At 70.8% G+C, this 22,880-nt stretch carries 17 protein-coding genes and 1 other RNA gene; 10 read left to right on the top strand and 8 right to left on the bottom strand.

The features are described from left to right. Positions 1–11: 11 nt before the first annotated feature. From ASG04_RS15045 to ASG04_RS15005, 10 genes are all read left to right on the top strand, one after another. Positions 12–1,910 (top strand): ABC transporter ATP-binding protein, encoded by a 1,899-nt coding sequence (locus tag ASG04_RS15045; RefSeq protein ID WP_056125991.1) that lies wholly within the window; start codon positions 12–14, stop codon positions 1,908–1,910. Continuing rightward, on the top strand, positions 1,910–2,167 hold the full coding sequence (locus ASG04_RS15040; protein WP_056125989.1) for a hypothetical protein: 258 nt from the start codon (positions 1,910–1,912) through the stop codon (positions 2,165–2,167). Before ASG04_RS15045 ends, ASG04_RS15040 begins: the two co-directional genes overlap by 1 nt. A 151-nt stretch (positions 2,168–2,318) precedes the next feature. Further along, entirely contained in the window at positions 2,319–3,995 is a 1,677-nt protein-coding gene (locus ASG04_RS15035; protein WP_056125987.1) for a glycoside hydrolase family 16 protein, read from the top strand. 114 nt (positions 3,996–4,109) lie between these two features. Further along, positions 4,110–5,219: a peptide chain release factor 2 gene (gene prfB, locus ASG04_RS15030; RefSeq protein ID WP_056126142.1), complete on the top strand. Its 1,110-nt coding sequence runs from the start codon at positions 4,110–4,112 to the stop codon at positions 5,217–5,219. Between the two features lie 73 nt (positions 5,220–5,292). After that, complete coding sequence (gene ftsE / locus ASG04_RS15025) at positions 5,293–6,051, top strand: cell division ATP-binding protein FtsE (RefSeq protein WP_056125985.1); 759 nt, start codon at positions 5,293–5,295, stop codon at positions 6,049–6,051. Continuing rightward, positions 6,048–6,962, top strand: a complete 915-nt coding sequence (ftsX, locus tag ASG04_RS15020) for a permease-like cell division protein FtsX (RefSeq protein ID WP_056125983.1) — start codon at positions 6,048–6,050, stop codon at positions 6,960–6,962. The genes ftsE and ftsX overlap by 4 nt, the downstream gene beginning before the upstream one ends. A gap of 68 nt (positions 6,963–7,030) precedes the next feature. Beyond that, positions 7,031–7,507 carry an SsrA-binding protein SmpB gene (smpB, locus tag ASG04_RS15015; RefSeq protein ID WP_056125981.1) on the top strand — a complete coding sequence of 159 codons (477 nt, stop codon included), beginning with the start codon at positions 7,031–7,033 and terminating at the stop codon, positions 7,505–7,507. 108 nt (positions 7,508–7,615) lie between these two features. Further along, positions 7,616–7,993: a transfer-messenger RNA gene (gene ssrA / locus ASG04_RS17200) on the top strand. Between the two features lie 227 nt (positions 7,994–8,220). After that, positions 8,221–8,997: a hypothetical protein gene (locus ASG04_RS15010; protein ID WP_235515563.1), complete on the top strand. Its 777-nt coding sequence runs from the start codon at positions 8,221–8,223 to the stop codon at positions 8,995–8,997. Between the two features lie 126 nt (positions 8,998–9,123). Then, positions 9,124–10,791 (top strand): APC family permease, encoded by a 1,668-nt coding sequence (locus ASG04_RS15005; protein WP_200938537.1) that lies wholly within the window; start codon positions 9,124–9,126, stop codon positions 10,789–10,791. 120 nt (positions 10,792–10,911) lie between these two features. On the opposite strand, the gene ASG04_RS15000 is transcribed toward ASG04_RS15005, so the two are convergent. The 8 genes from ASG04_RS15000 to ASG04_RS14965 form a co-directional block, all read right to left on the bottom strand. Beyond that, entirely contained in the window at positions 10,912–12,219 is a 1,308-nt protein-coding gene (locus ASG04_RS15000; RefSeq protein WP_056125977.1) for an LLM class flavin-dependent oxidoreductase, read from the bottom strand. Between the two features lie 2 nt (positions 12,220–12,221). Then, positions 12,222–13,601 carry an O-acetylhomoserine aminocarboxypropyltransferase/cysteine synthase family protein gene (locus ASG04_RS14995; RefSeq protein ID WP_056125975.1) on the bottom strand — a complete coding sequence of 460 codons (1,380 nt, stop codon included), beginning with the start codon at positions 13,599–13,601 and terminating at the stop codon, positions 12,222–12,224. Positions 13,602–13,953: 352 nt separating this feature from the next. Beyond that, the gene (locus ASG04_RS14990; RefSeq protein ID WP_056125973.1) at positions 13,954–14,493 is read right to left on the bottom strand and encodes an NUDIX hydrolase; all 540 of its coding nucleotides are present in this window, start codon (positions 14,491–14,493) and stop codon (positions 13,954–13,956) included. Position 14,494: 1 nt separating this feature from the next. Further along, positions 14,495–15,220 carry a M50 family metallopeptidase gene (locus ASG04_RS14985; RefSeq protein ID WP_056125971.1) on the bottom strand — a complete coding sequence of 242 codons (726 nt, stop codon included), beginning with the start codon at positions 15,218–15,220 and terminating at the stop codon, positions 14,495–14,497. Positions 15,221–15,354: 134 nt separating this feature from the next. After that, positions 15,355–17,136, bottom strand: coding sequence for a glutamine--fructose-6-phosphate transaminase (isomerizing) (gene glmS / locus ASG04_RS14980; protein WP_056125970.1), 1,782 nt, complete (start codon positions 17,134–17,136; stop codon positions 15,355–15,357). A gap of 386 nt (positions 17,137–17,522) precedes the next feature. After that, positions 17,523–20,234, bottom strand: coding sequence for a helix-turn-helix transcriptional regulator (locus ASG04_RS14975; RefSeq protein ID WP_056125968.1), 2,712 nt, complete (start codon positions 20,232–20,234; stop codon positions 17,523–17,525). A 486-nt stretch (positions 20,235–20,720) separates the two neighbouring features. Beyond that, positions 20,721–21,503 carry an inositol monophosphatase family protein gene (locus tag ASG04_RS14970; protein WP_056125964.1) on the bottom strand — a complete coding sequence of 261 codons (783 nt, stop codon included), beginning with the start codon at positions 21,501–21,503 and terminating at the stop codon, positions 20,721–20,723. 22 nt (positions 21,504–21,525) lie between these two features. Further along, positions 21,526–22,689, bottom strand: coding sequence for a hypothetical protein (locus tag ASG04_RS14965; RefSeq protein ID WP_056125962.1), 1,164 nt, complete (start codon positions 22,687–22,689; stop codon positions 21,526–21,528). Positions 22,690–22,880: the final 191 nt, after the last annotated feature.

Genomic DNA, 22,880 nt, shown 5'->3' with positions numbered 1-22,880 from the left:
AGGAAACCGCAATGAGCATGGAAGGCGTGGCCTGGAGCTCGCTCTACAAGATCTCCACCGCCCGGGACGGCAAGCACGGCATCTCCCGCGAGTCCGTGCGGCGGATCATGACGTTCGCCGTGCCCTACCGGGCGAAGCTGGTGGTCTTCATCGTCCTCTCGGTCGTCGGGGCGTTCCTCGCGGTCGCGACGCCGGTGCTCGCCGGCCAGGTGGTCGACGTCATCGCTGCCCGGGGCGCGGTCGGCACCATCGTGTGGCTCGCGGTCGTCATCGCCCTGGTCGCCGTCGCCGACGCCGCCACGTCACTGGTCACGCGCTGGTACTCCGCGCGGATCGGAGAAGGCGTGATCCTGGACCTCCGCACCGCTGTCTTCAACCACGTGCAGAAGATGCCGATCGCTTTCTTCACCCGCACGCGCACCGGTGCCCTGGTCAGCCGGCTCAACAACGACGTGATCGGCGCGCAGCAGGCCTTCAGCGGCACCCTGTCCGGCGTGGTCACGAACGTCGTGGCGCTGGTCCTCACCCTGGCCGTCATGCTCAGCACCTCCTGGCTCGTGACGGTGCTCGCGGTGGTCATGCTCCCGGTCTTCCTGATCCCGGCGCGCCGGATGGGCAGCCGTCTCGCCGCACTGCGCCGTGAGGCCGCCGACCACAACTCCGCGATGAGCACGCAGATGACCGAGCGGTTCTCCGCGCCCGGCGCCACTCTGGTGAAGCTGTTCGGCCGTCCCGAAGAAGAGGCTGAGGAGTTCCGGGTGCGAGCCGCTCGCGTCCGCGACATCGGGGTCCGGAGCGCGCTGTTGCAGTTCGTCTTCGTCACCGCACTCACCCTGGTCTCCGCGCTCGCACTCGCCCTCGTCTACGGGGTCGGTGGGTCCCTCGCGCTCGGCGGCGCGCTGAACACCGGCGACGTCGTGACCCTCGCACTGCTGCTCACCCGCCTGTACGCGCCGCTGACCAGCCTCGCGAACGCCCGTGTCGAGATCATGAGCGCCGTGGTGAGCTTCGAGCGCGTCTTCGAGGTGCTCGACCTCGAACCGCTCATCCAGGAGAAGCCCGACGCCGTCACCATCCCAGACGGGCCGGTCGCCGTCGAGTTCGACGACGTCCGCTTCGCCTACCCGTCGGCGGACAAGGTGTCCCTCGCCTCGCTGGAAGAAGTGTCGACACTGGACTCCCGTGGCGGCGACGAGGTCCTGCACGGCGTGTCGTTCCGGATCGAGCCGGGGCAGACGGTCGCCCTCGTCGGGACCTCCGGAGCCGGCAAGTCCACGGTTGCGCAGCTCCTGTCGCGGCTCTACGACGTCGACAGCGGCGCCGTCCGTCTGGCGGGGACCGACGTCCGCGACGTGACCTTCGCCTCCATGCGGCACACCATGGGGATGGTGACGCAGGACGGCCACCTGTTCCACGAGACGATCCTGTCCAACCTGCGCCTCGCCCGGCCCGAGGCCACCGAGGCCGAGGTGTGGGACGCGGTCCGCCGGGCGCGGCTCGAGCCCCTCATCCGGTCCCTGCCGGACCAGCTCGACACCATGGTGGGGGAGCGCGGCTACCGGCTGTCCGGCGGCGAGCGTCAGCGGATGACCATCGCGCGGCTCCTGCTCGCGCAGCCGCGGGTCGTCATCCTCGACGAGGCGACGGCCGCGCTGGACTCCACGTCCGAGGCAGCGGTGCAGGAGGCACTGAGCGAGGCGCTCGAGGGCCGGACGGCGATGGTGATCGCTCACCGTCTCTCCACGATCCGCAGCGCGGACATGATCCTCGTGGTCGAGGACGGCTCGATCGTGCAACGCGGGACGCACGAGGAACTGCTGGCCGCCGGCGGACGGTACGAGGAACTGCACCGCACCCAGTTCGCGGTGCAGAAGGACCTGGCGGCGGACGAAGCGGCGCCGGTCGGCTGATGAGCGTGCACCTCGTCGTGCAGCTGGTCCAGGTCGGGCCGCTCGCCGGCGAGGAGCCCATCGGCGCGGACGACGCGGACGACGGGGACACGGCGGCATCGACGGCAGACCGCAGGCGCGGCGTGACGCGGTGGGAACGGATCGACGCGATCCGGTCGGCCGCAGCCGTGCTGATCTTCGTGCTGTCGACGAACGCCCTCGTCCGTGCGTGCTGCTCGCGACGGGCCGTCGGCACCGTGTCCCCAGTCCGGGGTTGATCCGGTCCGGACCCTGTCCCCAGTCCGGGGACGATCCGATCCGGACCCTGTCCCCAGTCCGGGGACGACCCCGTCACAACGGGCTGCTCCGCACGTACTGTCTCGATCGTTCCGGCCGGTCAGGGTCGGACCAGGGGCAGGGGAGCACACGATGGACACGCAGACGGAGACGGGTCGCGACGCGGTGTCGGCACGAACGGATGGCGGGTCGGTCGTCGTCCGCCACCACACACGCCGACGCCTCGCTGTCGTCATCGCCGTGTCGGCGATCGTCGCCGGGGTGCTCAGTCCGGTCCCGGCGCTCGCCGCGGCCGCGACACCGACGGGCTCACTCGACGCCGTCGTTGCCGGTCCGGGCACCGTCCTGGTCCGTGGGTGGGCGGTCGACCCGGCGCGGTCGAGCGCCTCGACGAGCGTCCGCGTCACCGTCGGGGGCTCCGTGGTCGGCACCGTCCCGGCCGCTTCGGACCGTGCCGACGTCAACCGCGCCCTGCGTGTCAGCGGCGCCCACGGGTACCGCGCGACCCTCGTCGCCACGAAGACCGGCACGCAGTCGGTCTGTGTAACGGCACTGAGCCTGACCCGCGGGAAGGACGCCGGGCTCGGGTGCCGGACGGTCGTCGTCAGGGAGCCGTCCCCGACCGGGTCGTACGACGGGGTCTCCGCGTCCCCGGGCACGGTGCGGGTCCGCGGGTGGGCAGTCGACCCGAACACCCCGGCCGATGCGACCGACGTGGCCGTCACCGTCGGTGGCACCAGGGTCGGGACCGTGCACACGGACGTCACCCGGGCCGATGTGAACCAGGCGGTCGGCGTCACCGGTGCCCACGGCTTCAACGCCTCGCTCGCGACGGCGACGACCGGCAGTCAGTCGGTGTGTGTCGTCGCGGTCAACGTCGGCCCCGGGACCGACAGGCCGCTCAGGTGCCGGACGGTGACCATCCCGGCAGCACCACCGGTAACCGAGCCGTCTACCGCGCCCGCGACGTCGCCCGCACCCACGACGTCGCCCACGCCCACGCCCACGCCGTCGCCCGCACCCACGACGTCGCCCGCACCCACGACATCGCCCGCACCCACGACGTCGCCCGCGCCGCCGACGACACCGGACGGTCCCGCCGGGTCGGACCAGCAGGACGGCGGGGCCATGCCGGCGGCAGCGTCGGGGTGGACGCGCGTCTTCGGAGAGGACTTCACGACACCGGCAGCGCCCGGGGCCTTCACGAAGACCTACGGCGACCGCTTCATCGCCTACGACGGGTTCGGTGACACGAGCGGCGCCGGGATGTACCGACAGTCCGCGATGTCCGTCACCGACGGGACGCTCGACATGCACATGTCCACCGACGCCACGGGGCAGCCCACCGGCGCTGCGTTCATCCCGCTCGTCAACGGCCGGTGGGGCGGACAGACCAGCGGCCGGTACGACATCCGGCTCCGCGCGGACCCGGTCGCGGGCTACGGCCTCGCCGGACTGCTGTGGTCGGACACCAACACCTGGGACGACGGCGAGGTGGACTTCCCCGAGGGCGCCCTCGACGGCAGCGTCACGCTCGCGAACCACTGCCCCGGCAACCCGTCCGTCAACTGCCTGCACCGGGACCTCGGGACGACGTTCTCCGCCTGGCACACCTACACGATCGTGTGGACGCCGACCAAGCTGGACTTCCTCGTCGACGGCGTGCGTGTGAGCTCGACGACGCAGAACATCCCCACGAAGCCGCTGCACCTCGTGCTGCAGGCGGCGACGGCGACCTCGCAGAAGCCGGCGGCGAACGCTGCCGGCGACGTGCAGGTGGCGTGGGTGAGCATCTCCCGTGCCGCATGACGGAGCCGGGTGCCCGGCAGACGGGGGTCACGTCGACGTGACCGGCGGGACGGGACCACGCCGGGCCTCCCGTCCGGTCCGCGCGGCCAGCGCACCCCGGTAGACTCGGTGACCATGGTCGAACTGGACTACACCGAGCAACTCTCCGCCCTCCGCGAGACCTTCGGCAACATCCGCTCGGTGGTCGACGTCGACCGCCTGCAGCGCGAGATCGCCGACCTCAGCGAGCAGGCCGGGGCCCAGGACCTCTGGGACGACGTCGACCACGCGCAGCAGGTGACGAGCGCGCTCTCCCACCGTCAGACGGCACTGAAGAAGATCACCGACACGCAAGCGCGCATCGACGATCTCGAGGTCCTGGTCGAGATGGCGAACGAGGGTGACGACCAGGAATCCGCCGACGAGGCCGCATCCGAGCTCAAGGCGATCACGAAGACGATGGGCGAGCTCGAGGTGCAGACGCTCCTCGACGGCGAGTACGACGACCGCCCCGCGGTCATCACCATCCGTGCCGGGGCCGGTGGCGTCGACGCAGCCGACTTCGCCGAGATGCTCATGCGCATGTACCTGCGGTACGCCGAGCAGCACGGTTTCAAGGCCACCGTCATGGACACCTCCTACGCCGAAGAGGCGGGTATCAAGTCCGCCACGTTCGAGGTCGACGCCCCGCACGCTTTCGGCACCCTGTCGGTCGAGGCCGGCACGCACCGCCTGGTCCGGATGTCGCCGTTCGGCGCCGCGGGCAAGCGACAGACGTCCTTCGCCGCGGTCGAGGTCATCCCGCTCATGCCGGAGACCGCCGTCATCGACATCCCCGAGAACGACATCCGTGTCGACGTGTTCCGCTCGTCGGGGCCCGGGGGGCAGTCGGTCAACACGACGGACTCCGCGGTCCGCCTGACGCACATCCCGACCGGCACCGTGGTGTCGATGCAGAACGAGAAGTCGCAGATCCAGAACCGCGCTGCGGCCATGCGCGTGCTGCAGTCGCGACTCCTGCTCCTGAAGAAGGAAGAGGAGAACGCGAAGAAGAAGGAGCTCGCCGGCAACATCACGGCGAGCTGGGGCGACCAGATCCGCTCCTACGTCCTGGCGCCGTACCAGATGGTCAAGGACCTCCGGACCGAGCACGAGGTGAACAACCCCTCAGCCGTGTTCGACGGCGACCTGGACGGCTTCATCAACGCGGGCATCCGCTGGCGCAAGCAGGGTGAGGCGTCCTGAGCTGCCCGCGGGGCCGTCGTGAGCCGCGCGCCTCACTTGCTTTCCGAGCCGCGCGACCTACCCTGATCCGGTCATGATCAAATTCGACCAGGTCACCAAGCTGTACTCGGGCAACCCGAGTCCCGCCCTCGACGACATCACGCTCGAGATCCTCAAGGGCGAGTTCGTCTTCCTCGTCGGCGCGTCCGGTTCGGGGAAGTCCAGCTTCCTGCGCCTCGTGCTCAAGGAGGAGAAGCCCTCCCGCGGGCAGATCCACGTCCTCGGGCAGCGCCTCGGCGCCCTGTCCTCGCGTAAGGTGCCGTACTTCCGTCGGAACCTCGGCGTGGTCTTCCAGGACTTCCGCCTGCTGCCGAACAAGAACGTGTTCGACAACGTCGCGTTCTCGCTGCAGGTGATCGGCAAGAGCAAGGGCTTCATCAGCGAAGCCGTGACCGACGTGCTCAAGCTCGTCGGCCTGAACGGCAAGGCGACCCGCATGCCGCACGAGCTGTCGGGTGGCGAGCAGCAGCGCGTGGCGATCGCGCGTGCCGTCGTGAACAAGCCGTCGGTGCTCCTGGCCGACGAGCCCACGGGCAACCTCGACCCGACGACCTCGGCGGGCATCATGGCGCTCCTCGAACGCATCAACCAAGGAGGCACCACCGTGCTCATGGCGACGCACGACGCCAGCATCGTCAACCAGATGCAGCGCCGGGTCATCGAGCTCTCCGGTGGGCGCGTCCTCCGCGACGAGCAGTCGGGCGGGTACCAGACGCAGGCGCTCCCGGTGCAGCACCCCGCTGGCGTATCGAACACGACCGGCATCCAGACCATCCCGGGGCTCATCCGATGAGGCTCGGGCTCGTCATGTCCGAGGTCGGTTCCGGCCTCCGACGCAACGCCTCGATGGTCGTCTCCGTCGTCCTGGTGACCTTCATCTCGCTCACCTTCGTCGGCACCGCGATCCTGCTGCAGATGCAGATCAACCAGATGAAGGGGTACTGGTACGACCGGGCGCAGGTCGCCGTCTACCTGTGCACCGACACCGACACGACGGGCAACTGCACCGGCGCGAAGGCCACCGACGACCAGCGCCAGCAGGTCGAGGAACAGCTCAAGGGCTCGACGCTGTCGCCGTACATCGAGAAGACGTACTACGAGGACCAGCAGCAGGCGTACGACCGGTTCAAGCAGCAGTTCAAGGACTCGCCCGCGACCGAGTTCGTCAAGCCCGAGTACCTCAACGAGACCTACTGGGTGAACCTCAAGAACCCGTCCCAGGCAGACGTGCTGCAGGAGAGCCTGTCGAAGGTCGCCGGCGTGCAGAGCGTGGTCGACCAGCGCGGCTACCTGCAACCGATCTTCAACCTGCTGAACGCGTCGTCTTACACCGCGATCGGGATCGCCGCGCTGATGTTGGTGGCCGCCGTCCTGCTGATCGCCACCACGATCCGGTTGTCGGCGTTCTCGCGACGCCGAGAACTCGGGATCATGCGTCTGGTGGGCGCGTCCAACCGCTTCATCCAGACACCGTTCGTGCTCGAGGGCGTGATCGCCGCGGCCATCGGGGCGGTGTTGGCCGGGGGTGCGATCACCGCGGTGGTCTGGTTCTTCGTCCGCAACTACCTGACCAAGCGGTTCTCCGGCACGGCGTTCATCGGCATGAGCGACGCGGCCGTGGTCGTGCCGGCGGTGATCGTCATCGGCGTGGTCCTGGCCGGGATCTCGGCGTCGATCGCCATCCGTCGGTACCTCAAGGTCTAGCCGCGGGCCGCTGCGGGTGTAGTCTGTAGGGCTGCCCATCAGCAGCGACGCAACGGAAGGGGACGCGCATGGCGAAGGAACGCGGCGAGAAGACCGTGGCCACGAATCGTCGTGCCCGTCACGACTACCTGATCGAGGACACGTACGAGGCCGGCATGGTCCTGTCGGGCACCGAGGTCAAGTCGCTGCGCGAAGGGCGGGCATCGCTGGTCGACGGCTACGCGTTCGTCGACGGTGGCGAAGCCTGGCTCGACGCCGTGCACATCCCCGAGTACACCGAGGGCACCTGGAACAACCACGCCCCCCGGCGCAAGCGCAAGCTCCTGCTGCACAAGCAGGAGATCGTGAAGATCTCGCACAAGACGGCGCAGGGCGGGTACACGCTCGTGCCGATGAAGATCTACTTCCACGACGGTCGGGCCAAGGTCGAGATCGCGGTGGCCAAGGGCAAGCGTGAGTTCGACAAGCGCCAGGCCCTGCGCGAGAAGACCGACAAGCGTGAGGCCGAGCGGGCGATGCGGTCCCGGAACCGCCTGGGCGACTAGCCCGGGCCGCTGGCGTCCACGCCGGATCACCGATAGACTGAACAACCGCCTGCGCTGCAGGTGATCGCAACTCCACAGTGTGACAGCGGCTCGCTGCTCGGCCCGTACGGGGATGATCGGTTTCGACATTGCCTGTGTGCCGACGGGAAGCGGGCCGAGGACCCACGGTCATCTCGTGAACGATCCGTGGAAAACAACAAGTGCCAATTCCAAGCGCACTGACTTCGCTCTCGCTGCGTAAGCAGCCCAGCACATGAAGTCCGTCGGCCAGGTGATCGTCTCCTAACCTGAGTTCCGGCGTCATCCAGGGGACTTGCTCCACGGTTGCGCCTCAGGGCCGCGGGGGACTTGCACTGAGACTGGGCCCGTCGTCCTAGAAGCCGGTAGCAAAGGACGGGGCCGAGCAGAACGACTCATCCGGATACGCCCGTAGAAGACGTCGAATTGCAGCGATGGACGGGGGTTCGATTCCCCCCATCTCCACCATCGCCGAGCGGCGCAGCTGCTGTCACACGTGGCCTGAGTGATCAGGACGGCAATGCCCGGTCGGTGTCGAAGGACACCGACCGGGCATTCGTCGTTCGTGCACACCCGACGACTACGCTCCGGGGCAGGACCGAGCACACGCCCGAGTCCGGAACCCGTGAGTGGAAGGTGTCGACGTGCAGGAGATCGCGATCCGAGTCCGGCTGCGAGAGCAGGAACGTGTCGGCTTGGCCGAGTACGAGCGCATCGTCGGCTCCGTCGCGACGGTGGCGGCGCTGGTCGCATGGCTGCCGACGCCGGATGCCCGCCTGGTCGTCCGCGGACGCGGCGCAGAGCCCGTCCGGCTGGAGACCCTGTCGTACGGGTCGACGTTCGAGATGCTCGTCGTGCTCGATCAGCGCAGCGCCGGCGTCGAGCGTGCCGCGGCGACCGTGGCTGCGCTGATCGAGTCCGTGCGGCACGAGCACGTCGAGGACGACGTCGCCGGGGTCGCCGGTGAGCTCGACCGTCTGGACCGATCCGCACCGCGGGGTCGTTCCGTTGCCGAGCGCTCACTGCGCGCCTTCCTCGAGGGGGCCCGCGCCGACGTGCTCGCCCGGAAGAGCACGACACGGCTCCGTGCGGCGCAGGCCCTCGTACGGCTCGCCGAGGACGCCGCCGAGCTGACGGTCGAGCGGGTCGAGGACGCCCTCGCCTCCGAGCTCACCGAGCAGCCGGTCGACGTGCTGCAGGACACCGGGTCGGCCGTCGTGGTCGAACCCGTCGACGGCATCGTGGACGACGCGCCCGCCTCCTCCGGCGTGGAGCGGTCGGACCAGTCCGAGGAACCCGACAAGTCCGTCAAGGGCAAGGGCAAGGGCAAGGGCAAGGGCAAGGGCAAGGGCAAGGACAAGAAGTCCGACAAGAAGTCCGACAAGAAGTCCGACAAGAAGTCCGACAAGAAGTCCGACAAGAAGAAGGACAAGGGCAAGGACGACAAGAAGAAGAAGTCCACGAAGAAGTAGCCTGAGGGGTTATACAGGACGATTGTTTCCACTGCGTTAACAATTCGTCCGGGAACGCCGCACAGTGCCAGAGTCGATGACCACGACCCCTGCAAGGGGGTCGTGGTCATCTCGACAGGAGCAACTGTGGCAACCACGACCACCCAGGCGCTGCCCGATTCCGGGCTGAAGCGCAACGTCGGCTTCATCGGCCTCATCTGGGCCTCGACCGGCTCGATCATCGGTTCCGGCTGGCTGTTCGGCTCGCAGGAGGCGCTCAAGACCGCCGGACCCGCGGCGATCATCTCGTGGGTGATCGGCGGCGTCGCGGTGCTGGTGCTGGCACTCGTGCACGCCGAGCTCGGCGGCATGTTCCCGATCGCCGGCGGCACGGCCCGTTTCCCGCACATCGCGTTCGGCGGCATCGCGGGCGCCTCGTTCGGCTGGTTCTCGTGGCTGCAGTCCGTCACGGTCGCGCCGATCGAGGTCGAGGCGATGATCAAGTACGCGCAGCACTGGCAGTTCGCGCACCCCTGGTTGCACACGACAACGGTGGACGGTGAGACCCAGCAGCTGCTGACCGGCTCGGGCATCGCGGTCGCGGTCCTGCTGATGGCCGTCGTCACGGTCGTCAACCTGCTGAGCGTCCGCATCCTCGCGAACACGAACTCCGCGGCGACCTGGTGGAAGGTGTTCATCCCGCTGCTGGTGATCCTCGTGCTGGCGTTCAGCGGCTTCCACGGCGAGAACTTCACCGCGGCGAACGGCTTCATGCCCGAGGGAGCGAAGGGCATCCTGGCGGCGGTCTCGACGTCGGGCATCATCTTCGCGTTCCTCGGCTTCGAACAGGCGGACCAGCTGGCCGGCGAGGCGAAGAACCCGAAGCGTGACATCCCGCGCGCGGTGATCGGTTCCGTGCTCATCGGCCTCGTCATCTACCTGCTGCTGCAGATCGTGTTCCTCGGTGCGCTCCGCTCCGAGGTCGTCCAGGGCTCGTGGGCGACGGCGGACTTCACGAAGTACAGCGGCCCCTTCGCCGACATCGCCATGGCGGCCGGCATCACCTGGCTCGCGGTGGTGATCTTCATCGACGCGATCATCTCGCCCGCGGGGACCGGTCTCATCTACGTCACGGCGACCACCCGCATCTCGTACGGGCTGAGCCGGAACGGGTACTTCCCGAAGGCGTTCGAGTGGACGACCAAGGCCGGTGTGCCGTGGGTCGGGCTGGTCACCGCGTTCGTCGTGGGCTGCGCCTGCTTCGCTCCGTTCCCGTCGTGGCAGGGGCTCGTCAGCCTGATCACCAGTGCCTCTGTGCTCATGTACGCCGGGGCGCCGCTCGCCCTCGGCGCCTTCCGCAAGCGCATCCCCGAGGTCGAGCGTCCCTACCGCATGCCGATCGCGTCCGTGCTGTCGCCGATCGCGTTCGTCATCGCCAACCTGATCATCCTGTGGACCGGGTGGGACACCGACTGGAAGCTCGGCATCGCGATCCTGCTGGGCGCGGTCGTCATCATCCTGAACAACGTGTTCCGCGGCGCTTCGAGCGTCCGACCCCGGTGGGACTGGAAGGCGGCGCAGTGGCTGCTGCCCTACCTGGTCGGCATGGGGCTCATCGTGTTCCTGAGCGACTTCGGTCCGCTGACGCACCCGGTGTTCCCGCTGTGGATCGACATCGTCGTGGTCGCGGTGTTCTCCCTCGTGATCTACTACTGGGCCGTCAACTCGGCCTCGCCGCGCGAGGAGATCCTGCGGACCGCCGCAGACGTGCGCGACGTCGAGGAGACTGCCGTCATGGAGCCGGTGCGCCACTGACGCGCTGCGTTACGGGGCGCTGCGTCACGGACGCGCTGCGCCACTGCCGCGACGCGGCAGACGACGGACGGGAGGCCCGGTGCCAGCTGGCACCGGGCCTCCCGTCCGTCGTGGGGCACGTCAGAAGTCGAACAGGTTGCCGCGGATCCCGCCCGCGCCGTACTCGCGCCGCAGCAGCCCGCGCTGCCGCAGCACCGGCACCAGGTCGCCGAACATCCGGTACACCGATGCGGGGTGCAGGTCGCCGGAGAAGATGATCCCGTCGTTGTCGGCGTCCGCCCCGAGCTCCTCGATGAAGTCGGCGAACTCGCCCGCGGTGCCGACGAACCCCTGGCGCGATGCGACCCGTCCCTTGCGGGCCTTGCGCGTGAGGAGCTCGCGGAGCGGCGCGTCCGGGGTGTCGCCGAGCAGCCCGCGGATCGTGCCCGCGGAGACGTGGTCGCCGAACGTGCCGTCCGGTACGGGAGCGTCGAGGTCGAGCGCGAGCAGGTCGGTCTCGGAGTCGCTCGACCACGCGATCGCGGCGGTGCGCAGGTCCTCGTCGGACGGGTGCGTCGAGGCCGAGACGATCCGGTCGGCCTCGTCCGCGGAGACGGTGATCTCGGGCTTGAGCACGAACAGGATGCGCAGGTCCGACGCGGCACGACCGGCGTCGGCGGCCGCGGCGAGCACCCGGCCCCGGTACTCCGACACGGCGGATGCCGACAGCGGTGCGAGGGCGAGCTGCACGTCCGAGTGGGTCCCGGCGAACCCGAGCCCGCGACCCGAGCCTCCCGGGGAGACCACGACCGGGTCGCTGTCGAGCGGCAGGGCGTTGAGCGGGCCGTCCGCCGTGAAGTACGCGCCCTCGTGGTGGAACGCGTCGAGCGCGTCACCGGCGGCGAAGTGCCAGTCGGGGCGTGACCCGACGTACCCGTCGGAGCCCCACGAGCGCCAGAGCCGCCGCAGCAGGGTGATCCACTCCTCGGCGCGGTCGTAGGCCTGGTCGTGGGGGAGCGGCGGCAGCCCTGCGTGCCGGGCGCTGCCCACGTCGGTGACGACGTTGATCCCCAGGCGCTCGGACGACAGGTGCGCGAGCGTGGCGAACTGCCGGGCGGCCAGGTACGGCGGGGTGATCCCGGCGTTCACGGTCGGCGCGATGCCGATGTGGCTGGTCGCGGCGAACAGGTAGGGCGCGAGCAGCAGCGGGTCGTGCTTCGGCCCGCCGTACGCCTGGCGGATGCGCAGGTCGAGCGTCGACGGGTTCCCGAGCGAGATCGCGTCCTCGGCGATCACCAGGTCCATGCCGGCCTGCTCGAGTGCCCGGACCGATTGCTGGTAGAGGTCCGGCTTGGTCCAGTCGTGGCCCCAGTCCCAGTCGGACCGGCCCCACGCCTGCGGGCCGAACCCACGCGAGAAGAAGTACCCGAAGTGCTGCAGGTCGGCCATCGTCAGACCTCCTCCGCGATCACGTGCTGCCCGGGGACCGCGTGCTCGAGTGCCGTGCGCTCCGTGTCGGCGTCGACCGGCGTCTGCTGTCCGCGCAGCGCTGCGAAGCCGCGACCCAGGTCGCGGAGCAGGTCGGCCACGTCCTCGATCCCCACGGACAGCCGGATCAGTCCGTCGTCGATGCCCTGCGCGGTGCGCTCGGCGGGCGTCCGCCCGGCGTGCGTCGTCGTCGCCGGGTGCAGGATGAGCGACCGGACGTCGCCCAGGTGGGTCATCCGGCTGAACAGCTGGACCGCGTCGATGAACGTCCGAGCGGCGGCCTCGCCGCCGGCGAGCGTGAACGCGAACACGGACCCGGCTCCCCGGGGCAGGTAGCGCTCGGCGAGGTCGTGGAACGGACTGGAGGCCAGACCCGCGTGGTCGACGCTCGTCACCTCCGGCTGCTGCTCGAGGAACGTCGCGACGGCCAGCGCGTTCGCGCTGTGCCGCTCGACCCGCAGGCTCAGGGTCTCGATGCCCTGGCGGAGCAGGAACGCGTTGAACGGCGAGGGCGTCGGACCGATCCGGGAGCTGATGACGTCGCGCGCGAAGACGACGTAGGCACGGGCGCCGTACCGCTCGACGTAGCTCTGCCCGCCGAGGGAGCGCTCCGGGGTGGTCAGGTGCGTCCAGCGTTCGGGCGATGCCGACCAGTCGAACGTGCCGCCGTCGACGACGACCCCGCCGAGCCCGGAACCGTGGCCGGAGAGGAACTTCGACGCCGAGTGGATCACGATGTCGGCGCCGTGCTCGACCGGACGGACCAGGTACGGCGTGGCGAGGGTGTTGTCGACGACGAGGGGCACGCCGGCCCGGTGCGCAGCCGAGGCCACGCCCGCGATGTCGAGGACGTCGTTCTTCGGGTTGGGGATCGTCTCGGCGAAGAAGAGCTTGGTGTTCGGGCGGACCGCCGCTGCCCAGGCGTCGAGGTCGCGGGCGTCGGCGACGAAGTCGACCTCGATGCCGAGCCGGCCCAGGTTCTGCAGCAGCAGGCCACGCGTGCCCTCGTAGATGCTCTGCGCGCTGACGACGTGGTCACCTGCCTGCAGCAGCCCGAGGAACGCGACGGTCGCCGCCGCCTGCCCACTGGACACGAGGATGGCCTCGGCGCCGCGTTCGAGCAGCGCGATCCGGCGCTCGACGTCGGCGTTCGTGGGGTTGCCGAGCCGGGTGTACGTGTAGCCGTCGTCGGTCCCGGCGAAGCGGTCACGCGCCTGGTCGAAGTCGTCGAACAGGAAGCCGGACGACATGTGGATCGCGGGGACCCGGGCACCGTGGCCCGCGTCGGGCATGAACCCGCCGTGGACCTGCTCGGTCGCGAAGCCGTGGTCGTCGTTCGACATGGCGCACCTCCGGTAGACGTGTCGTCACTCTCGCAGCGTTCGCCGCGTGCCGGCTCCATTGCGGCCTCCGGTTACGTCGCGACCCGGCCGATCGATCGGCAGTGGTCGGGGCGCGGGCAGGTTCGTCGCGCGCCGTGACGAATCCGGTCGACGATCTCCGGCGACCGTGAACCGCATTCGTCAGGAGCGGCCGTGACGACCCCGACCCAGCGCCGGAGCATGGTCCGACTCGGACCCCGACCCCGACCCCGACCCCGTCCGCGATGCCGACCCGACCCCGACCCGACCCCGACCCCGACCCCGACCCCGACCCCGACCCCGTCCGCGATCCCGCCCCTACGGCCGGGTCGCGTCAGCGATGCTCGTCCCGGGCCGCGACCAGGACGCCGTCGAGGCGCTGTGCGAAGCCGTCGGGCAGGGTGTCGGGGAGCTCGTCCACCGGGAACCAGCGGACGTCGTTGCTCTCGTCGCTGACGGCGGTCGCGGTGCCGCGGGGGACGATCGCGACGAAGCCGACGTCCCAGTGCGCGGCGCAGGAGAACCCGCCGTGCAGGTCGTGGCGGTCGAGGTCGACGATCTGTTCGGACGCCAGGTGCAGGTCGGCGATGCCGGACTCCTCGCGGGCCTCGCGGCGTGCTGCTTCGGTGAGCGAGCGGTCCCCGGGCTCGAGGTGCCCGCCGAACTGCACCCAGAAGCCGCCCTTGCGGTGGTGGCAGAGCAGCACGTGCGTCAGGTCGGGCGAGAGCACGAAGCACGACGCGGTCAGGTGCTCGGGGCCACCCGTCCGCCACAGCGCCGCGTCTCCCGCTCGGTGCACGAAGGCGGTGTACCGGTCGCGGCGTGGCCCTGCCGGTGCGTCGGCGAGCTCGGCGAGGACGTCGGTCGCGTCCACGTCAGAACAGCCCTCGGACACCGGCGGCGATCGTGTCCCACACACCGAGCAGCGGGCCGCGCGCGAACCACACCGCCACGCCGTTGACGACGACGAAGAGCACGAACCACACGGCAGCAGGCAGGCGCATCTCGGCAGCCGCGATGTGGAAGTCCGTCTGCACGCGGGCGCCGGTGAGGAGCCAGCGTGCGACCTGGACCACTGAGCGGAGACCGTCGACGACGAAGAGCGCGCCGACCGCGGCGACGACGAGCACCGTCACCTCGGACGGTCGGAGGGCGACCCAGAGCGCCAGCGCGTCGAAGCCGACGACCACGAGCAGCCCGAACCAGTTCCGGACGAACAGCAGTGCGATCACCCCGATCACGCCGAGCACAGCGACCGGGAGCCACCGCGAGCCGTGCAGCACCCCCGTCAGCAGCAGCGCCCCGGCCCACAGCGGTGCGCTGTAGCCCGCGTACAGGTTGAGGACGCGGACGAGCCAGCGGATGCTGTGCGGCACGCCGCCGAGCTGGACCCAGGCCTCGCCGGAGCCGTCCGGGCGCAGGTCGATGCGGCGGATCTGCCCACCGAAGGGCACGACGACGACCGCGTGCCCGACCTCGTGCGCGATCGTCGCGGCGATCCGGGCCACCCGTCCGACCACGGGGACGAACGGGAGCACGGCGCCCACGAGGATCGCGACGAAGACGAGCGAGGCGGAGGACACGAGGGGGACGGTGGACATCGTCCGCCACTGTGGCAGAGGCGGCTAGGAGAGTCCCGAGGCGGCGGTGAGCAGGACGACGAGCGTCACGGCCACGGCGACCGCGGTGAGGACGATGAGGAACACCGTCAGGCGGTTGTTGCGCGAGTGACCGGCTATTCGACCGTCACCGACTTCGCGAGGTTCCTCGGCTTGTCGACGTCGCAGCCCAGCTGCAGCGCGAGTTCGCGGGCGAGCATCTGCAGCGGCACGACGGCCTCGAGCGGTCCCCACGGGCCGGTCGTCCCGAGTGCGGGGATGTCCGACCCCGGTCCGCCGATGGTGATCACGAAGCCGCCGCGTGCACGGACCTCGGCGATCGCGGCCTGCAGGCGGTGCTCACCGTGGTCGATGACGACGACCGGGGTGCCCTCGTCGACGAGCGCCAGCGGTCCGTGCTTGAGTTCGCCGGCCGGGTAGGCCTCGGCCCACCGGTAGCTGAGCTCCTTGAGCTTGAGGGCGCCCTCCGCGGCGTAGGGCAGTCCGACGCCGCGGCCGAGGAACAGGAAGCCCGTGGCCTCGCGGACGCTCGACACGAGCAGCGGGATCCGGTCCGCGGCGACCTGTCCGGCCGTCGTGATCCGAGCCGGCAGCTCGCGGAGGCCGGCGACGAGTTCGTGCGCCCGGCCGTGGTCGATCCGTCCCGAGGCGACGAGTGCGGAGACCATCGCAGCGACCCCGACGACGACCTGCGCGGTGAAGGTCTTCGTCGCGGCGACGCCGATCTCCGGGCCGGCCTGGCAGTCGAGCACCGCGTCGGCCCGGCGGGCGAGGGAGGAGTGGACGTTGTTCGTCAGGGCGAGGACGGGGAAGCGGTCCTCGAAGCGGTCGAGTGCCCGCAGGACGTCCGCGGTCTCGCCGGACTGGCTGATGGCGACCACGAGGGTGCCGGAGCCGAGGACCGCCTGGTCCGCCTCGCTGGCGACGACGATGTCGGTCGGGATCCCGCCGATGCCGCGGAGCGCGGTGGCGATGACCTGCCCGGCGTTCAGCGACGTGCCGCAGGCGACGATCGCGAGCCGGTCGAAGCCGGGGAGTCCGAGGCCGACCCACATGCTGCCGTCGGCCGCCCGCGCGGCGATGCGCTCGACGATCTCGGCGACGACGCCGGGCTGCTCCTCGATCTCCTTCGCCATGAAGTCGGGGTGGTCGCCGAGGTCGAGGGCCGCGGCGGCGAACGGCGACGGCGTCGGGAAGGGCACCGGCACCGCCACGCCGTTCGAGGACCAGTTCCAGGACTCGCCGAGCTCGACGACGTCGCCGTCGCGGAGCGCCACGAAGGTCTCACACCACTCGGCGATCGCCCCGATGTCGCTGGCGACGAAGTCCCCACGCGGAGCGCGGGCGACGACCAGGGGGGAGCGGTCGGCGGCGACGACCATGCGGTTGGTCCGGGCGTCGAGCACGACGAGCGCCCAGGAACCCTCGAGCTGTGCGGTGGCGATCTGCACCGCGAGCATCAGGTCCTGATCGACGACGAGCGCCCGCTCGACCAGGTGCGTGACGACCTCGGAGTCGACGTCGGACACGAAGCGGTGGCCCTGGGCCTCGAGCATCGCGCGCAGCGGACCGGCGTTCTCGATGATGCCGTTGTGCACGACGCTGATCCGGCCGGAGCAGTCCTGGTGGGGGTGGGCGTTCCGCTCGCAGACGCCGCCGTGGGTGGCCCACCGGGTGTGGCCGATGCCGGTGCCGGTCAGGGCGTCCCCGGACCGCGCTGCGACGAGCGTCCGGAGGTCACCCACACGCGACACGGACCGGATGACCTCGGTGCTGCCGGAAGCGGTCCGGACGGCGATGCCGGCGGAGTCGTAGCCGCGGTACTCGAGTCGTTCGAGTCCGTCGAGCAGGTAGGGGGTCGCGTCGTCGGAGACACGGGCCGCGATGATGCCGCACATCGGGTTTCCCTTCGGGGGAGGCTGCGGGAGAGCGGGGCGGCACCGACCGCCGCTCGGGTCCGCCACGCGATCGGGGCCACCGGCCGAGACCGACGCCCGTCCTCGGATCAGGCGAGGACGGACGTCGGCGTTCGTGGGCCGATGGTTCGGGTACCGATCGGGGTACCGTGGGCTGGCCTCCGAGGAGGCGCGGCGGTCGGTGCACCAGAAGCATCTCCGCAACCGGACCGGACCGACAACGTCGGGCGACGCTTGTTGCGGTTCCCCGCGCGCAGGGTGCGACTCCGTGCGGTGGCGTGCGGAGTCGCGCAACGCCCGGACAGACGGCAAGGAGGCCCGGTGCCAGCTGGCACCGGGCCTCCCGTCATGCGGAACGGACCGTCAGGTCACGTGAGCAGCGCGACCAGGTGGGAGCGCGATCGCGCACCGACCTTCCGGTAGATCTGCGTCAGCCGCAGTTCCACGGTCCGCTGCGACATGTACAGCGACGAGGCGATCTCGCGGTTGCGGTACCCCTCGGTCACCTTCTGCACGACCGCGCGCTCCTCCGCCGTGAGCGAGGTGAGCACCGCGGCGGCGTCGGGAGCACTCCGGGGTGTGCCCGGGGTCATCGGGGTGGACGCGGACAGCACCGCGCCGGAGCGCACACCGCCGGCGAACGGACCCGCGACGCCCGTCGTCCCACCGAGGGACGGCATCGCGACCGTCGGCGCCGGCGTGACGAGCGGACGCCGGAGCCCCGCTGCCTCGTAGGCGGCCGCTGCCGCTGCGCCGAGCCGGGCCCGGTCGGCCGGGTTGCCGATCGCGGCGAGTGCCGCGAAGGTCCGTGCCCGTTCGAACTGCGAGTCCGCCGGCTGGAAGAGCTCCAGCGCACGACGCCGCGAGGTGTCCCTCGTGGTGTCGTCGGCGATGAGCGCGAGGCTCCGTGCCAGCACCAGCGCGCCCCACCGGGACGGACGGGCGTGGTGGTCGGCGGCGAGACGCGCGGTGATGTTCCGCGCGTCCTCGACCCGGTCGAGCCGGACGTACGCCTCGACCAGGTCGCCGAGGTGCCGCAGGACCGCGGGGTTCCGCAGGCTCCGGCCGATCGCGTCGGCGGCCTCGAGCGAGGACGCGGCCTCGTCGAGACGGCCGTCGAGCAGCAGGACCCGCCCGCGGAGCGCGTACAGCTTCGCCGTCGCTCCCCACAGCCGGTTCGTCGACCGTTGCCGCAGGCAGTGGTCGACGACGTCGAGCGCGTCGGCGGTGCGTCCCTCGGCGAAGTGCCGCCACGCGACGGCGATCGCGCGAGACGGCTCACGGAGTCGTTCCATGACGGCCGAGCCGGATTCCCACACGTCGATCGCGCGGAGCGCCTGCCGGTAGTTCCCGGAGCGCACCTCGTTCTCGGCGGACAGGTAGCGGGCGGCCTCGATCCACACGGGCTGCGTGTCCTTGGCGCGTGCCAGGACCAGCGCGAAGACCCGGCGTGCGCTGCGGTAGCGCTCGGCGAGGCTGAGCGCGTGCGACAGCAGGAGCAGGGCGGGGTCGCTCATGGCGAGCAACTGCTGCGCGGCGAGACCGTCGTGCAGCTCCGCGTCCGGCGGCAGGGTGCCGTCGACCGCGGCCACGAGCTCCCGTGCCGTCGCGAGGATCTCCGCGGTGTGCGCGGAGGCGTGCTCCTCGAAGGTCTCGGCCCGGTGCAGCAGGTCGCGGGCCTGGTCGAGCTCCCACGCCTCGGCACGGAAGGACGCGACCATCGCCAGCAGCCCGGTGAAGGCGTCTGCCTCGGCGGGGTCGGCGGTGTCGACGGGCACCATGAGCTCGTCGGCGTGCACGGCGTCCCCGCTGAGGTACTGCACCGAGTACTGCAGCCGGAGTCGGCGGACCTCGTCCGACAGCTCCACGAACGGCTTGATCGCCGCCAGGTACCGCTGCCCGTAGCCGAGCAGCCGGTGCGCGAGCAGGACCTCGGTCACCCCGAGCAGGGCGATGTGCTCCTCCTCGGACCCCGTCCCCACGTGCAGGGCACGTTCGGTCAGGGCGACCGCGGCGCGTGCATCACCGTCGCGGGCGTAGGAGCGACCGGCGTCGAGCAGCGCGACGGCGTCGGGGACGTCGTCGACGAAGCTCGTGTGCCACACGGCCGATCGGTCGTCGTGTGCTGCAGCGGCGACCGCCAGCTCGGCGTGCGCCTCGCGGCGGTCCTTCGCTGGCGTGCTCCAGTACAGGTACGACCGGACGAGCGGGTCCTTGACGCCGATCGACTGCCCGCGGACGGTCGCGAGACCGGCCCCGACTAGGTCGTCGATGGCGTCCCGGTCCCAGGCGGCGACGCGCGCCGTCGGGACGAGTGCCAGGCGCTGCAGGACATCCAGATCCCGTCCTGCAGCGGCTTCGAGGACGAGCTCCGCCGCAGCGGTCGTCGTCGGTGTGGGGCGCAGCGGCAGCACGAGCGGCTCGGTGCCCACGAGCTGCTCACGACGGAGTCCGCCGATCTGCTCGCGGAGCGCACCGGGGTTGCCGCCCGTCTCCTCGGCGAGGACGGCGAGCACGCCGTCGTTCGCCTCTTCGGGCGCCATGTCGCGGGCCAGCACGAGTGCCTCGTCCGACGGCAGCGGCGTGAGCCGCAGGATCGGGAGGGACGCGAGGGGACCGTCGAGCGGCACACGGCGGACCGTGGCCACGAGACGCAGCGCGGTGCCGGCGAGCCGACCCGCCAGGAACGCCACGAGCTCCTGGCTCTCGGCGTCCATGCGGTCCAGGTCGTCGATGAGCACGAGCGTCGGCGGGAGCGTCAGCGCGTGCACGGCGTCCAGGAAGTCGTGCGCTGCGGCGAGGCCCTCGTCGACGTTCCGGACGAGCCGCGCGATGTGCGCCGAGGCCCGGGGGTCGTCGAGAGCGGTGAACAGGGAGGTGACGCCCGACATGGGCCAACGTGCTTCTGCACCGTTGACGCCGAGTCGGACGACGGGGATGGAGACGCGGTGCGAGACCGCGTCGAGGACGCTCGAGCGTCCGGAGCCAGGGTCGCCGACGACGACCATCGCGGACTCCCGAGGGAGTACGGCGAGGGTCGCGATCCGGTCGACCTCAGAACGTCGACCGGTGAGTTCCATGCGGACTCACCGGCCTCCGGGCCCGGATGCGAACGGGGAGGCGGGGCGCACGGAGGCGGACCGGGCACGCGCGCGGCGGGTGACCGCGGCGGAGCTCGGACGTGTGGCGGCCATCAGGGTGGCGCCGGGCTGATCGTGGTTGGCATGCGGCCGAGTGAGGGTGCACTCGGTTCCGCTCGGGAACGATGAATTCATCGTCGTATCACCCTTCGGGTTGGGTTCTTGACGAACACGACGGAGTCTGCGCTGCTCCCGGGACTAGGGATCCCGAGACGGCACCTGACCTGTCGTCTGCGATGACGATAACCCAGGTCGAGGGACATTGAGCCGGACCACGCAATCGGATGTGACGGATGGTCACCCCAGTACGGGGGGTGCCGACCCCCCTGGTGGGGGGTCAGCGATGCCCATGCGTGTGCATTGAGGTACAGCCACGGGGTACGTCGACCGGATCCCGGTTGGAGCGCTCCGCGAAGCTCGGAGGTCTCAGCGACGGATGACGTCGACCACGGCGTCGTGCACCAGGCCGTTCGTGGCGAGGGCGCTGCCGTGCCAGGGGCCGGGATCGCCGTCGAGCGAGGTGAAGCGTCCGCCGGCCTCCTCGACGATCGGCACGAGGGCCGCCATGTCCCACGGCTTGAGGTCGGGCTCGCCCGCGACGTCGAGGACGCCCTCGGCCACCATCATGTACGACCACATGTCGCCGTACGCGCGCGTCCGCCAGACCCTGCGCGAGAGGTCGATGAGCGGCTGGAGACGGTCGTCGTCGTCCCACTGCTGGATGCTGTTGTAGCTGAGGCTCGCCTCGCCGAGTTCGGCGACGGTCGACACGTGCAGTTCGCCGTCCAGGGAGTGTGCACCCCTGCCCTCGGCCGCCCACCAGCGCTTGCCGAGGGCCGGTGCACTGACCACGCCGAGCACCGGGCGCCCGTCGACGGCGAGCGCGATGAGCGTCGCCCAGACCGGCACGCCGCGGAGGTAGTTCGCCGTGCCGTCGATCGGGTCGACGACCCACTGGCGGTGGCCCTCGCTGGCGGCCTCGGCGCCGGAGTCCGCGGTGGTCTCCTCGCCCAGGAACGCGTCGTCGGGACGCTCGGCCGTGATGCGTGCGCGGAGTGCTCCTTCCACCGCCTGGTCGGCGTCCGTGACGTGGGTGCTGTCGGCCTTCCGCGAGACGCGGAGGTCGGCGGCGCGGAACCGCTCGAGGCTGATCGCGTCGGCGGTGTCGGCGAGGGAGCGGGCGAAGTCCAGGTCGGCGCGGAGGTCCACGGGTCGAGCGTAGCGGCGGGCGCTACGCGGCGACGACCTCTTCCTCTTCGAGACGGCTGACCTCGCGCTCGCGGGCGATCCGGGTGCGTCGGGCGACCAGGCCGTGCACCACGACGCAGAGCACGACGGCGGCGACGAGCCACAGGCTCAGCACGAGCGAGCTCCGTCCGAGCGACGCGCCGGGGAAGTACTGCAGGTCCTGGGCGGCCTGCAACCACGCCGCCCCGCTCCAGAACGTGTTGAGCGCGGCGAAGAACCCGGGCTGGAACGCCGGTTGGAAGATGCCGCCCGAGGACGTGAAGTTGAGCATCACGAAGAGCATCGTCAGCACCGGGGTGGTCCAGCGCCCGAGCAGCGGGTGCAGCCCGATGCCCAGGCCGACGATGACCGCGTCGTACATCCATGCGAACAGGAACACCTGCCACTGGTGGGTCGTGATCACCCCGTACACCGGACCTGCCACGAGGACGCCGATGCCGGCGACGACCGCAGCGGTGCCGAGGCCGACGACCGCGGTCCAGACGGCACCGAGCCGGGTCGCGAAGGCGGCGACGGCGATCGCCGACGCGTACCCGCCGACGCTCAGGGCCACGAGCAGGAAGAACAGCCCCTGCCCGGTGGTGTCCTGCTCGCCCGTCGGCACGACGTCGACCACGGTGAACGGCAGGTGCTGTCCGTACGCGATCGGCAGGAACACCTTCTGCGCCGCTGTGGCGGTGGTCTCGCTGGCAGCGGTCGAGACGTAGAGGGTCGCACTCGTCGACGTCGGTGCGTACACCGCTGCCAGGTCACGGTCGCGGACCTGACGCTCCGCGCTCGCGGCGTCCGGCACCACGTGGGCGACGAGGGCCCCGTCGGACTGGTCGGTCACGGTCTGGGCGAACACCTGCGTGGTCGCGCCCTGGCCGACGATGCCGACGGGCAGGTCCTTCGGTGCGGGGGCGTGGAAGGCGCCGAGGTACGCCAGACCCATCCCGCCCGCCAGGAACAGCGGGACGAGGATGTGCGTCGCGAAGGAGAGCAGCGTCCGTCCGAGGCCGGCGGGGCGCAGGGCGTTCGGGGAGCGGTGGGGCGACCGGGGCGCGGCGTGGCCTCGGTGCTGGGACGCGGCGACGTCGGCGCGGGCGGGGGAGACGGGAGCGTCGACGCGGGTCGGCGCAAAGTTGTACTTTGCAACTTCAGACACGAGGGGCAACGGTACCACCGCGGGCGACCACCGGACAACCGCCGCCCGAGTCCGTCCCACCTCGCCGCCCCCGCCTCGCCGCCCCGCCGAGGTCGCACAATTGTGGGATCTCGAGGCCGCGCACGTGCTGAACGCGACACCTCGGCGCAACTGAGCGGCGAGTTGTGCGACCTCGATGTCGGTTGCCGAGA

Source organism: Curtobacterium sp. Leaf183, assembly GCF_001424385.1.
Lineage (GTDB): Bacteria > Actinomycetota > Actinomycetes > Actinomycetales > Microbacteriaceae > Curtobacterium.
This window is presented reverse-complemented; position numbering and strand designations above follow the sequence as displayed.